11 protein-coding genes are annotated in these 14,412 nt (G+C 73.0%); 5 read left to right on the top strand and 6 right to left on the bottom strand.

The window, feature by feature from the left end; all coding sequences use genetic code 11:
• The 5 genes from ACF07N_RS19015 to ACF07N_RS18995 all read right to left on the bottom strand — a co-directional run bounded on the left by ACF07N_RS19015 (position 1) and on the right by ACF07N_RS18995 (position 5,602).
• Positions 1–432, bottom strand: coding sequence for a roadblock/LC7 domain-containing protein (locus ACF07N_RS19015; RefSeq protein WP_094052780.1), 432 nt, complete (start codon positions 430–432; stop codon positions 1–3).
• Positions 433–446: 14 nt separating this feature from the next.
• Positions 447–2,966 (bottom strand): nitrate- and nitrite sensing domain-containing protein, encoded by a 2,520-nt coding sequence (locus ACF07N_RS19010; protein WP_392114205.1) that lies wholly within the window; start codon positions 2,964–2,966, stop codon positions 447–449.
• A 204-nt stretch (positions 2,967–3,170) separates the two neighbouring features.
• Positions 3,171–4,178, bottom strand: coding sequence for a substrate-binding domain-containing protein (locus tag ACF07N_RS19005; RefSeq protein ID WP_392114202.1), 1,008 nt, complete (start codon positions 4,176–4,178; stop codon positions 3,171–3,173).
• Positions 4,179–4,409: 231 nt separating this feature from the next.
• Complete coding sequence (locus ACF07N_RS19000; protein WP_392114199.1) at positions 4,410–4,931, bottom strand: DUF6114 domain-containing protein; 522 nt, start codon at positions 4,929–4,931, stop codon at positions 4,410–4,412.
• The gene (locus ACF07N_RS18995) at positions 4,931–5,602 is read right to left on the bottom strand and encodes a DUF6230 family protein (protein WP_392114196.1); all 672 of its coding nucleotides are present in this window, start codon (positions 5,600–5,602) and stop codon (positions 4,931–4,933) included. Before ACF07N_RS18995 ends, ACF07N_RS19000 begins: the two co-directional genes overlap by 1 nt.
• Before the next feature lie 623 nt (positions 5,603–6,225).
• Here ACF07N_RS18995 and ACF07N_RS18990 point away from each other — a divergent pair.
• On the top strand, positions 6,226–6,867 hold the full coding sequence (locus tag ACF07N_RS18990; RefSeq protein ID WP_392114193.1) for a Tat pathway signal sequence domain protein: 642 nt from the start codon (positions 6,226–6,228) through the stop codon (positions 6,865–6,867).
• An 18-nt stretch (positions 6,868–6,885) separates the two neighbouring features.
• Here the strand turns inward: ACF07N_RS18990 and ACF07N_RS18985 are convergent, their stop codons facing one another.
• Complete coding sequence (locus ACF07N_RS18985; protein WP_392114190.1) at positions 6,886–7,821, bottom strand: lytic polysaccharide monooxygenase; 936 nt, start codon at positions 7,819–7,821, stop codon at positions 6,886–6,888.
• A gap of 357 nt (positions 7,822–8,178) precedes the next feature.
• Here ACF07N_RS18985 and ACF07N_RS18980 point away from each other — a divergent pair, with 357 nt between their 5' ends.
• The 4 genes from ACF07N_RS18980 to cyc2 all read left to right on the top strand — a co-directional run bounded on the left by ACF07N_RS18980 (position 8,179) and on the right by cyc2 (position 14,379).
• Entirely contained in the window at positions 8,179–9,978 is a 1,800-nt protein-coding gene (locus tag ACF07N_RS18980; RefSeq protein WP_392114187.1) for a S8 family serine peptidase, read from the top strand.
• A 280-nt stretch (positions 9,979–10,258) separates the two neighbouring features.
• A complete protein-coding gene (locus ACF07N_RS18975; protein ID WP_392114184.1) occupies positions 10,259–10,906 on the top strand; it encodes a ScbR family autoregulator-binding transcription factor in 648 nt (215 codons plus the stop codon).
• Between the two features lie 25 nt (positions 10,907–10,931).
• Entirely contained in the window at positions 10,932–12,113 is a 1,182-nt protein-coding gene (locus tag ACF07N_RS18970) for a damage-control phosphatase ARMT1 family protein (RefSeq protein WP_392114181.1), read from the top strand.
• 100 nt (positions 12,114–12,213) lie between these two features.
• The gene (gene cyc2, locus ACF07N_RS18965) at positions 12,214–14,379 is read left to right on the top strand and encodes a germacradienol/geosmin synthase Cyc2 (RefSeq protein WP_392114178.1); all 2,166 of its coding nucleotides are present in this window, start codon (positions 12,214–12,216) and stop codon (positions 14,377–14,379) included.
• Positions 14,380–14,412 lie beyond the last annotated feature (33 nt).

Genomic DNA, 14,412 nt, shown 5'->3' with positions numbered 1-14,412 from the left:
TCACGCGCCGGGGTCGACGACGGGTCCGGCCACGCCCCGCGGAGCCGCGCTGAGGTGCTCGCCGATCTTCTTCACCAGCATGTTCATCTGGTACGCGACCACGCCGACGTCGGCGCCCGGCCCGGTCAGCACGACCAGGTGCGCGCCCGGGCCCGCGGAGGTCAGGATCAGGTAGCTGTTGGCCATCTCGATGAGCGCCTGGCGCACCGGGCCGCCGCGGAAGTCCATGCTGACGCCCTTGCTGAGGCTCATCAGACCGGACGCGGTCGCCGCGAGCCGCTCGGCGTCGTCGCGCAGGAAGCCGGTGGACTTGCTCACCACCAGGCCGTCCTCGGAGAGCACCACGGCCTGGTTCACGTCGGCGACCCGCTCCACGAGTCCGGTCAGCAGCTGGTCGAGCTGGGTGTGGGTGGCGGGGATGGGGCGTGTCATGGCGGTGTCCTTCGTCAGCGGTCGGCGGGCGGAGTCGAGGGGACGGGATCGGCGGCGACCTGCCGGGGCGGTGCGGCCGCCTCCTCCGGGTACGGCGGTTCGGCGTCGTCGTCACGGGCCCGGAGCGTGCCGCGCTGGAAGCCGGCCAGCGAGGAGGCGGCGGCCTCCGCGGTGAACTCGCCGGCGGAGGCGTCGTCAGGGGCGGGCGGGGCCTCCTCGCGCAGCTCCTCCACCAGGCTGGTCTGCGGCACCCGGCGGGGGAGCGGGGCGAGCCCGTCCCGGCGCGGGACGACCTCGCGGGGCGCGGGCCGGGGCGCGGGGGCGGAGGCCGCGGTGCGGGCGGCGACGAGCGGACGCGGCTCCCGCGGGGAGGTCTCCCCGCCCCGCGTGCCCGCGGTGCCCGGGGACGCCCCGGTGCCGCGGGGCGCCGCCCTCCCCTGTGACGTCTCGCCGGCCCCGGAAGACGCCGTGGCGTGGCCGTTCGCCGGCACCGGTCCGTCCGCCGGCGGCCGTACGTCCTCCGGGGCCGGGGCGCCTGCGGCCGCGCGGCCGTTCGCGCCGGGTCCGTCCCCGGTGCCCGGCACCTCGGGGGCCACCCCGTCCGCCACCTCGCGCACCACGATGTCGTGCGGGACCAGCACGATCGCCGTGGTCCCGCCGTACGGCGAGGCGCGCAGGGTGACGGCGATGCCGTGCCGGTGCGCCAGCTGGGCGATCACGAACATGCCGAGCCGCAGGTCGTCGGCGAGCGCCACCACGTCGAACTGCGGAGGCACCGCCAGCTGTTCGTTGAAGGAGGCGTAGTCCTCCTCCGACATGCCGAGGCCGCGGTCCTCCACCTCGACCGCCAGCCCCTTGGCCACCATCGCGGCCCGTACGGTGACCGGGCTCGGCGCGGGGGAGTAGGCGGTGGCGTTGTCGATGAGCTCGGCCAGCAGGTGGATGACGTCGGCCACGGCGGGCGGGGCGACGTACACCTCCTCGTCGGTGTGCACCTCCACGCGCTGGTACTCGGCGACCTCCCCGATCGCGCTGCGCAGGATGTCGATCAGCGCCACCGGCTCGCTCCAGCTGCGGCCCGGCCGCTCCCCGCTGACGATGACCAGGTTCTCCTCGTAGCGGCGCAACTGGCTGGCCGTGGAGTCCAGTTCGTACAGGCCCTTGAGGATGTCCGGGTCGGTGTGCTCGCGCTCCAGCGTGTCGAGCTTGCTCAGCTGGAGGTTGACCAGGTTCTGGCTCTGCCGGGCGATGCCGAGGATGACCTTCTGGAAGCCGCGCCGGGTGTCGGCGAGTTCGACCGCGGTGTGCACGGCCGTGCGCTGCGCGGTGTTGAACGCCTGCGCCACCTGCCCGAGTTCGTCGTGGCCGTAGTCCAGCTCGGGCGTCGCCGACTCCGGGTCGACCGTCTCGCCCCGTTCCAGCCGGGCCACCACGTCGGGCAGCCGTTCCTGCGCCAGGCTCACGGCGGCCCGGCGCAGTCCGCGCAGCCGCCGGGACAGCGAGCGGGTGATCCGCCAGGACACGCCGACGCACACCAGCAGCGCGAGCAGCCCGCCGGCGCTCAGCAGCGCCGCCTTGAGCAGCAGCGCGTCCGCCTTGTCGGCGCTGCGCTCCAGCAGGCCCGTGGTCTGCTGCTGGATGAGCCCCGCGTACTGCTCGGACAGCTTGTCCATGGCGGCGTCCCACCGCTGCCGGGAGTCCGGCAGGGCGATCCGGTCCGTGCCGTCACCGGAGTTCCGCGCGGCCAGCACCCGGTCCTCGATCGACTGCAGCGTCCGCCACTCGGGACCCGCCATGATCCGCTCGGTCTGCGCCTTGGCCTCGCCGGTCAGCTGCGGCACGACCTGGTCCTGCACCAGCCAGCGCCGGGTGTGCACCAGCTCCGCGAACTGCGTCCAGGCCGCGTCGTCCAGGTGCCCCGACGGCCAGGCCAGCGTCAGCTGCGCGTCCGCCCGGGAGACCAGCTCCGCCGTGTGCTCCAGCGCCACGAGGGGACCGGCCTGCGAGGTGAGGTCGCCGTCGTCGACCTGCGACAGCTCCTGGAAGGCGTGGATCTGATCGTCGATGATCGAGGAGTACTGGTCGAGCGCCTGCTGCGGCGTGATGTCGGTGGGGTTGTCGACCTGGTCGCGGTAGTACTCCAGGCTGCCCACCGAGCCGAGCACCGAGTACAGCCGGTCCGAGATGCGGGAGGGCGCCTTCTCGATCGCGTCGGCCTGCCCGACCAGCTTCGCGACGGCCCGGTCGGTCTCCTCGCGCTGCGCGTCCAGGGCGGCCCGGGAGCCGCGGGGCGAGGCCAGCCAGGCGGCCGACAGGCTGCGCTCGCGCTGCAGGGCGAGCGTCGCGTCGGTGCCCATGGCGCCGGTCGACCGGCTCAGCTCGGTCTGGTCGCGCAGCCGCAGCCCCTCCGAGAACATCTGGATCGTCGTCACGCCCCACATGGCGGCGAGGGTGACGCCGGGCACCAGGGCCAGCAGCACCAGGGAGAGGCGTATGGAACCGAGACGGCGCCGGGCACCTGTCCGTCGAGACATCGTCGTCCTAGGGCGATCAGCGGGGGGTGAGGAACGGGAGGGCGAAACGGTCGGGGAAGGCGGGGGACGGGCGCGGGGGTGCGGATGTGCCGGGAGCGGCACCTGAGATGGCCAGGATGTTATCCGTACATGTGGACGTTCGGGCGGGCCCTGACCGAATCTTTGGTGACACCCCCATGTGAGGGGGCCGGTCCCGGGTGCCGGTCACCTGGTCCCGGCGGCGGCGAACCGGGCCACCGCGGACACGTTCGACCGGGTCACGAAGGCGGGCCCGGTGAGCACCGGCGCCGCCCCGCCGCCGCTGACGTTGCCGTTGGTCCGGTACAGCCACAGGGCGTCCACCGCGAGGTAGCCCTGCAGGTAGGGCTGCTGGTCCACGGCGAACTGCACGGAACCGTCGCGCACCGCCTCGACCAGGTCCTTGTCGAGGTCGAAGGTGGCGACCTCGGCCCTGCTCCCGGCCTGCCGCACGGCCTTGACCGCGGTGAGGGCGTACTGGGCGCCGTTGGTGACGACCTCGTCGATGGTTCTGTCCTGCCGCAGCCGGGCGGCGATCGTGGCGGTGACCGCGTTCATGTCGGTGCCGTCCACGTAGAGGTTGTCGGTGTCGCCGCCGAAGGTGTTCCTCACGCCGGCGCAGCGGGCCTCCAGCGCCACGTTGCCCCGCTCGTGCACCACGCACAGGGCGTGCTTGGCCTTGAGGTCGTCCAGCTTGTCGCCGACGGCCCGGCCCGCGACGGACTCGTCCTGGCCGAAGTACTCCAGCAGGCCCGCCGGCCGCCAGGCGTCGATGCCGGAGTTGAGCCCGACGACCGGTATGCCGGCCGCTCTGGCCTGGGCGACCGGGCCCCGCATCGCCGCCGGTTTGGCCAGCGTCACCGCGATACCGTCGACCTTGTCACGGACCGCGTCGCGCACCAGGTCGGCCTGCGCGGCCGGGTCGGCGTCGCCGGCGTACGTCAGGTCGATGCCGTCCTTGGCGGCCGCCGCCTCGGCTCCCCGGCGCACCCGGTCCCAGAAGGCGTCGCCCTCGCCGCCGTGGGTGACCAGGGCGACCCGCATCCCCGATCCGGACCCCGCCGCGTCCCGGTCCGGCGCGTCGTCGGTGGCGCCGAGGGCGGAGCAGCCGGACACCAGCAGGCACAGGGCGGACGCCAGGGCCGCGGCGCGGACGAGTCTCGCTGGGGTGAGCGGCGGGGGCGGAGTGTTCATGGGGGCGGGACCTCGCTGTGCGGCCGAGCTGGAGCAGGGTGAGAGCGCAGGCGGGCCGCGGGGTGTGCCCCGGCCGGCCGACTCTCGCTGGCCCGGAGCCAACCGTGTGTGACCACACCCCGTCAAGTGAGCAGCCACATGCCGTGAGTTGATGCTGCCGCATCGTGATGATCTGTCCGACCGGTCGAACAGCGGGGGCCGGGCGGCCGCGCCGCCGGCCCCGCCGCGCGGCTAGGGCTGCACCGTCGCCCCTGTCGGTGAGTGCCCCGCCGCCTGTGCCGGTGGCTGCTCCGAAGCCTGTGCCGGTGGCTGCTCCGAAGCCTGTGCCGGTCGTTGCTCCGCGCGTGCCGCCCGGGCCTCCTTCCGGCGGCGCCGGCGGCTGACGCGCGGCTCCTGGTCCGGCAGCCAGCCGAAGGCGAGGCAGCTGCCGACCACGCCCAGGAGCAGGCCGACGAAGAAGCCGCCGAGGTTGGACGTCAGCCAGGAGCCCAGGGAGACCAGCACGCCGACGACCGAGTAGAACAGCCGCTGCGCCGGGTTGAAGAGGATCAGCACCCCGCACAGCAGCATCACCACGGGCAGCAGGTAGCCGGCCAGGCCCTGCATGCCGACGTGCAGGACGACGTCCAGCGAGGCTCTCAGGGTGAGCAGGATCTCCGCCCCGCCCAGGGCGAGCAGCAGCCCGCCCCAGAACGGCCGGCCGGCCCGCCAGCGCCGGAAGGCGGGCCGGAGCCCGCCGCGCGGGCCGGGCATCAGCAGCCCGACCCGCTGAAGCCCAGTTTCAGACCGGGCAGCTTGAACACGCCTGCGGTCGTGGCGTAGTTGGTCTGCCGCAGGTTGGCGATGTGCACGGTGTCGGACTGCTGGCTGAACACGCCCTTGGGGCCGCGGCCCTTCGGCCCGGCCTTGTCGAGGGTGCTCGCGTCGTTGCCGATCTCGATGTTGTTGAACGCGGCGTCGCCGGACAGCTGGGTCGAGTCGGTCGTCAGATCGCTGGCGGTGACCTTCTGCGCGCCCTCTCCGGCCCGGATGACCAGGTTCGTGCCGCCCAGGTCCACGCTCTGGCACAGCTTGGTGAGCGTGGCGTTCTTGATCACGGAGGTGACGACCAGCACCTGGCCGCCGGTGTCACCGGCGTTCGGGCTGCCCTCGGCCATCTCGTCCAGGCCGCCGAACTGCGCGAAGCCGGTGCCGTTCAGCTCCGTCGCGGTGACCGTGAACGGCATGCCCGAGATGGCGAACTGCACACCCAGCGCCCCCTCGGCCGTGAGGATCGCGAGGCCCGCGGCGACCGCGGCGGCCGGCACCGCCATCACCGCGGCCCGGCGCGCCCTGACCCGCCCGCGGCGCACGGGGGCGTCACCGGGGTCCGGGGCGAGGGAGCCGTCCGGTCTGTCGGAGGTGTGCTCGGCGGAGGAGGTCATGTCTGCTCCCGGTGCTGTGGGTGCGGATCGGACATCGGTGGCACGTTGCCCTGGCGCGGACACCGGCCGCGTACGTGGCCCCGCAACTCCCGTCGGTCGCAAGGGCTTTCTGGTTACGCCGCGGTAGCCGACCAGGAAGTTACCGGGGGTTACATGAAGGGTCAAGGGATGTGTGGACAAAGAGTGCCGACGGTGTGCCGCAGGTGAGTCGCCGCCTTCCGGAAACGCTCACCGACCGCACAACTCGCTTACGCGGCCTTGACGTTGATGGACCGCCAGGTCTACAACTCTGCTCGTCCCACTGGATCCGTGGCGCCGGATCCGCTAGCACGGCACCGGCCGCGCATCCCGGACCGCCCGTCCCGGACGGGCGTCCTGCCGCCCGGTGTTCCAGCACGGGCTTTCCCTCGCACGAGTCGCACTCCGGCACGGCCGCTTCCTGTGACGCCGTGTCCGCAGCCACCCCCCGCCCGGCCCGGCCGGAGACCTGTCCCCGTGCACGTCTCCGGCCGCTCACCGGCCTGCCGTCGCCGGCCCGTCACGTACGGAGAAGGCGTGACGGGCGGGCGGCGGCGGGGCGCGGGGTGGTCCCCCACCCCCGCTGACGAAAGAGGTACACCCGCATGCGTACGCGCACCCTTGTCACCCTCACCGCCGCCGTGGCCGCCCTGGGCCTCGCCGCCCCCGCCTCGGCGGCCGACACCCCGGTCCTCACCACCGCCGACGGCGCGGCCGTCGCCGTCGGCGACGTGCTCGACGCGTCCCTCGCGACCGGCACGGCCGCCACCTTCTACTCCAGCGCGACCGGCACCAGCGGCATCTCCTGCACCAAGTCCGCGTTCGCCGCCACCGTCACCGGCAACCCGGCCGCCCCCGGCGTCGCGACCGAGTCCCTCACCGCGCACAGCTTCGACGCCGCCAGCTGCACCACCAACGTCGTCGGCGTGCTCGGCGTCAGCGGCATCACCGTCGACAACCTGCCCTACTCGACCAGCGTGTCCTCCGGCGGCACCGTCTCCGTGACCCCGGCCGCCGGCTCCACCGTCCAGTCCACGGTCAAGCTGCGCACCCTGCTCGGCACGATCACCTGCGTCTACCAGGCCCCCGGCCTGACCGGCACGGCGAGCAACGCCGACCACAGCATCTCCTTCAGCAACCAGCAGTTCACCAAGGTGTCCGGCTCGTCGCTGTGTTTCGCCAACGCGTTCTTCACCGCCAAGTACGCCCCGGTGACGAAGGGCGGTGTCGCGGTCAACGTCAACTGACGGCGCACGGCGAGCGGTTCAGCGCCGCCGCAGCCGTAGGGCCAGGGCGGCGCCGCCGGTGAGCACCAGCACCGCCGCGGCGCCGCCCGCCAGCACGGGCGTGTTCGGGCCGGCCGCGCGCTCCGCCCGCTGCGTCGCGGCGGCGGGCTCCTGCCGCGCCGGCACCTCCCGGCCTCCCGGCGCGCCCCGGTCCTCCGGCGCGGCCTCCTTCTCCGGAGTCCTTTCCGGCGTCCTCTCCTGCGGCGTCCCCGCCCGCGCCGGCTCCTTCTGCCGCTCCCGGTCCCTCGCCTGCTCTCCCTGCGGCTCCCGCACCTCTTCCGGGAACACCACGTCGGAGCACGAGTAATAGGTGTCCGGCGTGCTGGTGTTCTGCCACACCGTGTACAGCACATGCCGCCCCGCGCGATCGGACGGCAGGGTCACCTTCATGCGGTACGCGCCGTCCGTCGGCGCCGGGTCCGTCACCCGCGCGAACGGCTCGGCCGGCAGGTCCGACCAGGACAGCGGTCCGGCCGGGTCGTAGCCGGGCTTCGTCAGGTACATCCGGAACGTGCCGGTGTGCGGGATCGTCGACGCGTAGCGCACGGTCAGCGTCGCGCCGGGCGCCACCCTGGTCGACGGCCAGTCCGCGCGGGCGAGGTCGAGGCCCCGGTAGCCGGGCAGGCCCCCGCTGCACAACTCGCCGTCCGGTACGACCTGCCGGTCCCGGCCGTCCACGTTCGCCAGCCGCAGGTCGTCCCAGGCCGCCAGGGGCCCGCCGTTGGCCGCCGCCGCGGCCCGGCACGCAGCCGAGTCCGCTCGCGCGCCGCCCTCGGGGGAGCAGGCCACGGCCCGGCTCACGGGATCCGTCGGCGCCCCGTGTGCGGCGGCCGGGCACGCCGCCCACAACGGCAGCAGCAGCGGGGGCGCCAGGGCGGCCGCGAGCGCGGTGCGGCGTGCAGTCGTAGGGGGCATGGGGCTGCGTCTCCTCGGCCGGGGCGGCGACGTTCGGTGTGCAGTACGGGAGGACGGCCCGACGCGTTCACCTCGCCACCAGCCGTTCGAAAAGGGGCACATGGGCGGGCGAGGGCCCGCCATCGAGGGTGGACCCCCGGCCGGATCGAGGGTTTCCCCCGTATCCCGATGACCTGCCCTTTGCCTATCGTTCCTGCACAGCTGACCCACAGGTAACCCCGAACGGTCCGCTTCTGTCTCGCGCCTGGCCGGCCACCGCGTCGCTCCCGCTTTTCGAACGACCCCCCTCCGCTTCGACGACGAAGCGACTGAACCGCCGCTCCGCGCAGCCCGGAGTCCGGCCACGAAAGGCAGACTGTGCGTACCTCCCCAACGCTCAGACGGAAGCTGATATCCGTCGCCGCCGTCTCCGCCGCCCTGCTGACCGCCGCCCCCGCCGCGGTCGCCGTCGCCCAGGAATCCGCCCCCACCCCGTCGGCCGTCCCCGCCGCGCAGACCGAGGCCGCCCCCGGCACCACGGCCGAGCGCCTCATCGTCGGCTACAAGTCCGGCGCCACCGAGGCGAAGTCCGACAAGGCCGCGGCCTCCGACGCCGCCGCCAAGGCCGAGAAGACCGGCGAGGACGTCGGCTTCCAGCGCCGCCTCGGCACCGGCGCCGCCCTCGTCGACCTGGGCACCGGCCCCACCCGGGCGTCCGTCGCCGACGTCGTCGCCGCGTACCGGGCCGACCCGCAGGTCGCCTACGTCGTCCCCGACCGCCTGAACAAGCCGGCGGCCGTCACCCCGAACGACACCGACTACGGCAAGCAGTGGGATCTGTTCGAGTCCACCGCGGGCATGAACGTCCCCACCGCCTGGGACACCAGCACCGGCACCGGCGTGACCGTCGCCGTCATCGACACCGGCTACGTCGCCCACTCCGACCTGGCCGCGAACATCGTCGGCGGCTACGACTTCATCTCCGACACCGCCGTCTCCGTCGACGGCAACGGCCGTGACAGCAACCCGGCCGACCCGGGCGACTGGTACAACGCCGGCGAGTGCGGCGCGGGCGTCCCGGCCTCGAACTCCTCCTGGCACGGCACCCACGTGGCCGGCACCATCGCCGCCGCCACCCACAACGGCAAGGGGATCGCCGGCATCGCGTACGGCGCGAAGATCTCCCCGGTCCGCGTCCTCGGCAAGTGCGGCGGCTACGACTCGGACATCATCGACGCCATCACGTGGGCGTCCGGCGGCACCGTCTCGGGCGTGCCCGCCAACACCAACGTCGCCAAGGTCATCAACATGAGCCTCGGCGGGGGCGGCGCCTGCTCCACCGCCACCCAGAGCGCCATCAACGGCGCCGTGAACCGCGGCACCACGGTCGTCGTCGCGGCAGGCAACGAGAACACCAACGCCTCCAGCTCGTCCCCGGCGAACTGCGCCAACGTCATCACCGTCGCCGCGACCAACCGCGCCGGCAGCCGCGCCTCGTACTCCAACTACGGCACGGTCGTCGACATCGCGGCCCCCGGCGGCGAGACCCGCACCACCACCGCCAACGGCATCCTCTCCACGCTGAACTCCGGCACGAAGACGCCGTCGACCGAGAACTACGCCTACTACCAGGGCACCAGCATGGCCACCCCGCACGTCGCGGGCCTCGCCGCCCTGATGAAGTCGGCCAACTCCGCCCTCACCCCGGCGCAGATCGAGTCAGCCATCAAGACCAACGCCCGTCCGCTGCCCGGCACCTGCTCCGGCGGCTGCGGCGCCGGCCTCGCGGACGCCGCCAGGACGGTCCAGGCCGTCAAGGGCGGTACGTCCACCGGCACGACCTTCACCAGCACCACGGCCGTCGCCATCCCGGACAACGCCGGTGCGATCGAGTCCCCGATCACCGTCAGCGGCCGCAGCGGCAACGCCCCCTCGGCCCTCCAGGTCGGGGTCGACATCACCCACACCTACCGCGGCGACCTCGTCATCGACCTGATCGCGCCGGACGGCTCGGCGTACCGGCTGAAGTCGGCCGCCTCGGACTCCGCGGACAACGTGAACACCACCTACACCGTGAACGCCTCCAGCGAGGTCGCCAACGGCACCTGGAAGCTGCGTGTCCAGGACACCGCGGCCCAGGACACGGGCACGCTCAACAGCTGGAAGCTGACCTTCTGATCCTGACTCGGGAACGCTGAACGGGGCAGGCCGCGAACGGGCGGGCCGGCCGGTGCGGATGGGGCACCGGCCGGCCCGCCTTCACGTGTGCCCGCACATCCATCGCGGTTAGATACCGAACGCGCTGTTTTCTTTGGCCGGTTGCGCCGGTTCTGCCCGAAGTGCGCCCACGCTTCGGCACACCGGTGTGATGAGTGCCGTCTCAGGGTGAGTTATCGTGTACGGCGGGTAAAAACAAACGGCATGACCCGTTCATTTCCGTCCCGGGAGAGTGCAGTCGATGGCGAGGCAGTTGCGAGCCGAGCAGACCCGCTCGACGATCATCACGGCCGCCGCCGACCTGTTCGACCGTCGCGGCTACGAGTCGACCAGTCTCAGCGACATCGTGGAGCACGCCCAGGTCACCAAGGGCGCCCTGTACTTCCACTTCGCGGCCAAGGAGGATCTGGCGCACGCCATCCTCGAACTCCAGTCGCACACCGCCCGGCGGCTGGCGGCGGAGACCGACCAGCGCGGGCACACCTCCCTCGAGGCGCTGATGCGCCTCACGTTCGGCATCACCCGCCTGTCCGTCGAGGACCCGGTCCTGCGGGCGGGGCTGCGGCTGTCCACCGGCGGGATCCGCCCCCGGCCGCCGCTCAGCCACCCCTTCACGGAGTGGCTGGACATCGTCACGGCCCGGCTCGTGGGCGCGGTGAAGGAGTCCGACGTCCATCCCGACATCGACATCGACGTCGTGGCCCACTCCCTCGTCTGCTTCTTCGTCGGCACCCGGGTGGTGGGCCGCTCCCGCGAACCGGTCGCACGCCAGCCCCGCCGGACCGCGGAGATGTGGACCATACTCATCCGGGGCCTGGTCCCGGTCACCCGCCGCGCCCGCTACCTGAGCCTGGCGGCCCGCCTGGAACGGGAGATCGTGCCGGTCTGACCCCGGCCCGCATTACGGTGAGGCCATGCCCGACACCCCCACCGCACCCGTGCTCCTCGGCAACCGGCCGGGCTCGTTCCCGCACAGCGTGCTCGCCGAGCGGCACCCCGCCGTGATCGAGCAGGTCCGCGAGGCCTTCCCGTACGAACCGGCGCAGCACCGCGCGCTCGACGCACTGCTGGCGAACTGCACCGAGGGCGTGATCGAACCCCTCCCCGCCCACGCGCAGGACCGGCGACGCTGGGACGACTGGGGGCTGCGTGCGTACACCGGCCGGTCCTGGTTCGACGTGCCGTGGCTGTGGTCCGAGAGCTGGTTCTACCGGCGGCTGCTCGACGCCGTCGGCTGGTTCGGCCCCGGACCCTGGCAGGGCATCGACCCCTTCCGCCCCTTCAAGCTGGCCGAACTCGACTCCGCCGCGACCGGCGAGGAACTGGCCGCCCTCGACGACCTGACCGGCCGATCCCCCGAGGACAGGGCGCGGGCCCTGCTGCACGGCTCCCTCTGGGGCAACCGCGCCGACCTCGGCTTCCGGCTCTCCGCCCAAGGTGCCCGGGACGCGGACGCCGTGCCCGGCCTGGTGGCCGACGACAGCGACCGGCTCTGGTCCCTGCTGGGCCCCGCGGGTGCCGGTACCGGCACCCTGTGCCTGGTCGCCGACAACGCCGGACGGGAACTCGTCCCCGACCTGCTGCTGATCGCCCACCTCCTGGCCGAGGGGCGGATCGGACGCGCGGTCCTGCACGTCAAGCCCTACCCGTACTACGTCTCGGACGCCACCACCGCCGACGTCGTCGACGCCCTGCGCCGGCTGACCGGTGCCGGGGGAGCGGCCGCCGCCTTCGGACGGCTGCTGTGGACCGCCCTGGCCGACGGCCGTCTCGCCCTGCGGGCCCACCCCTTCTCCAGCGCCCCGCTGCCGTACGAGGAAATGCCCGGTGACCTGCGCGCCGAGTTCGCTGCGGCCACGCTCACGATCGTCAAGGGCGACCTCAACTACCGGCGCCTCGTGGGCGACCGGCTCTGGGCGCCCACCACGCCGTTCGCGGACGTCACGGGCTACTTCCCCGGCCCGGTCGCCGCGCTGCGCACTCTGAAGTCCGACGTGATCACCGGCCTCGACGCACGCACCGAGGCGGCCCTGGACGCGGCGGAGGGCCGGCGCTGGCGGACCGGCGGCACCCACGCGCTGATCCAGGTCGCGTAGGAGCGGGCCCAACGGGCGCTTCGGCGGCGCGATTCACGCGATGGTGTGATCATGTCCGGCCCCGCGGATGCCGTAGCGGGGCGCCGGGTAGGGCCCGGCCATGACGCAGCCGTTCGTACTCCCGCACTTCTACATGCCGCACCCCGCGCGGCTGAACCCCCATCTCGACGAGGCCCGGGCGCACTCGACGGTGTGGGCACGCGAGATGGGCATGCTGGAGGGATCCGGCGTCTGGGACCAGGCCGACCTCGACGCGCACGACTACGGTCTGCTCTGCGCCTACACCCACCCCGACTGCGACGGCCCCGCGCTCTCCCTCATCACCGACTGGTACGTGTGGGTCTTCTTCTTCGACGACCACTTCCTGGAGATGTACAAGCGCAGCCAGGACCGCGCCGCGGGCAAGGCGCACCTGGACCGGCTCCCCCTGTTCATGCCGCTGGACCTCGCGACCCCCGTGCCGGAGCCGCAGAACCCGGTCGAGGCGGGCCTGGCCGACCTCTGGGCGCGTACGGTGCCCGCCATGTCCGCGGACTGGCGCCGCCGCTTCGCCGTGGCCACCGAGCACCTGCTGAACGAATCGATGTGGGAGCTGTCCAACATCAACGAGGGGCGGATCGCCAACCCCGTCGAGTACATCGAGATGCGCCGCAAGGTCGGCGGGGCCCCGTGGTCGGCCGGGCTCGTGGAGTACGCCACCGCCGAAGTACCCGCCTCCGTCGCCGGGTCCAGGCCGCTGCGGGTGCTGATGGAGACGTTCTCCGACGCCGTGCACCTGCGCAACGACCTGTTCTCCTACCAGCGCGAGGTCGAGGAGGAGGGCGAGAACAGCAACGGCGTGCTCGTGCTGGAAACCTTCTTCGGCTGCACCACCCAGGAGGCCGCCGACACCGTCAACGACGTCCTCACCTCCCGCCTCCACCAGTTCGAGCACACGGCGTTCACCGAAGTGCCCGCGCTGGCCCTGGAGAAGGGCCTCACGCCGGACGAGGTCGCGGCCGTGGCGGCGTACACCAAGGGCCTGCAGGACTGGCAGTCCGGCGGCCACGAGTGGCATCTGCGCTCCAGCCGCTACATGAACGAGAACGCGGTGCGCGGCGGCAGCCCGTGGCCGGGGTGCAGCGGCCTGGGCACCTCCGCCGCCGACGTGCGCGCCCTGCTCGCCTCGGCCGGCGCCGAGCGCATGCGCTCCTACACGCACGTGCCGTACCAGAAGGTGGGACCGGCGCGGATCCCCGACATCCGGATGCCGTTCCCGCTGGAGCTCAGCCCGCATCTCGACCGTTCCCGCCGGACGTTGAGCGACTGGGTGACCCGGATGGGCATCCTCGCCGAGGGCGTCTGGGACGCGGACAAGCTCAGGGCCTACGACCTGCCCCTGTGCGCGGCCGGCCTCGACCCGGACGCCGACCCCGAGGCCCTCGACCTCAGCTCGCAGTGGCTCGCCTGGGGCACCTACGGCGACGACTACTACCCCCTGGTGTACGGCCACCGCCGCGACCTGGCCGCCGCCCGGCTGACCACGGCCCGCCTGTCCGACTGCATGCCGGTCGACGGCGCCGAGCCGCCGGTCCCGGTCAACGCCATGGAACGCGGCCTGATCGACCTGTGGCTGCGCACCACCGCGGACATGACGCCCGACGCCCGGCGTACGCTCAAGGCCGCGATCGACGACATGACCGAGAGCTGGGTGTGGGAGCTGTCCAACCAGCTGCAGAACCGCATCCCCGACCCGGTCGACTACCTGGAGATGCGCCGGGCCACCTTCGGCTCCGACCTCACCCTGAGCCTGTGCCGGCTGGGCCACGGCCCGGCCGTCCCGCCCGAGGTCTACCGCAGCGGCCCCGTCCGGTCGCTGGAGAACGCCGCGATGGACTTCGCGTGCCTGCTCAACGACGTCTTCTCGTACCAGAAGGAGATCGAGTTCGAGGGCGAGATCCACAACGCGATCCTCGTCGTGCAGAACTTCTTCGGCTGCGACTACCCGACCGGCCTCGGCATCGTGCACGACCTGATGAGCCAGCGCATGCGGCAGTTCGAGCACGTCGTGGAGCACGAACTGCCCGTCCTCTACGACGACTTCCGGCTCGGCCGGGAGGCCCGTGCCGCCATGGGCACCTACGTGGCCGACCTGCGGAACTGGATGTCCGGCATCCTCAACTGGCACCGGCAGGTGGACCGTTACAAGGACGAGTGGCTCTCCCGGCGTGCCCACGGCTTCCTTCCCGACCGGCCGCCGGCCGTGCCCGTGCCCGCCCGCGGCTGAGGCGGGCGCCGACGGGCGGCGTTTTCCAGCCGA

It is taken from the genome of Streptomyces sp. NPDC015242 (assembly GCF_043079125.1).
Lineage (GTDB): Bacteria > Actinomycetota > Actinomycetes > Streptomycetales > Streptomycetaceae > Streptomyces.
Note: the sequence above shows the minus strand (reverse complement) of the source record. Positions and strands in the feature narration are given on the sequence as shown.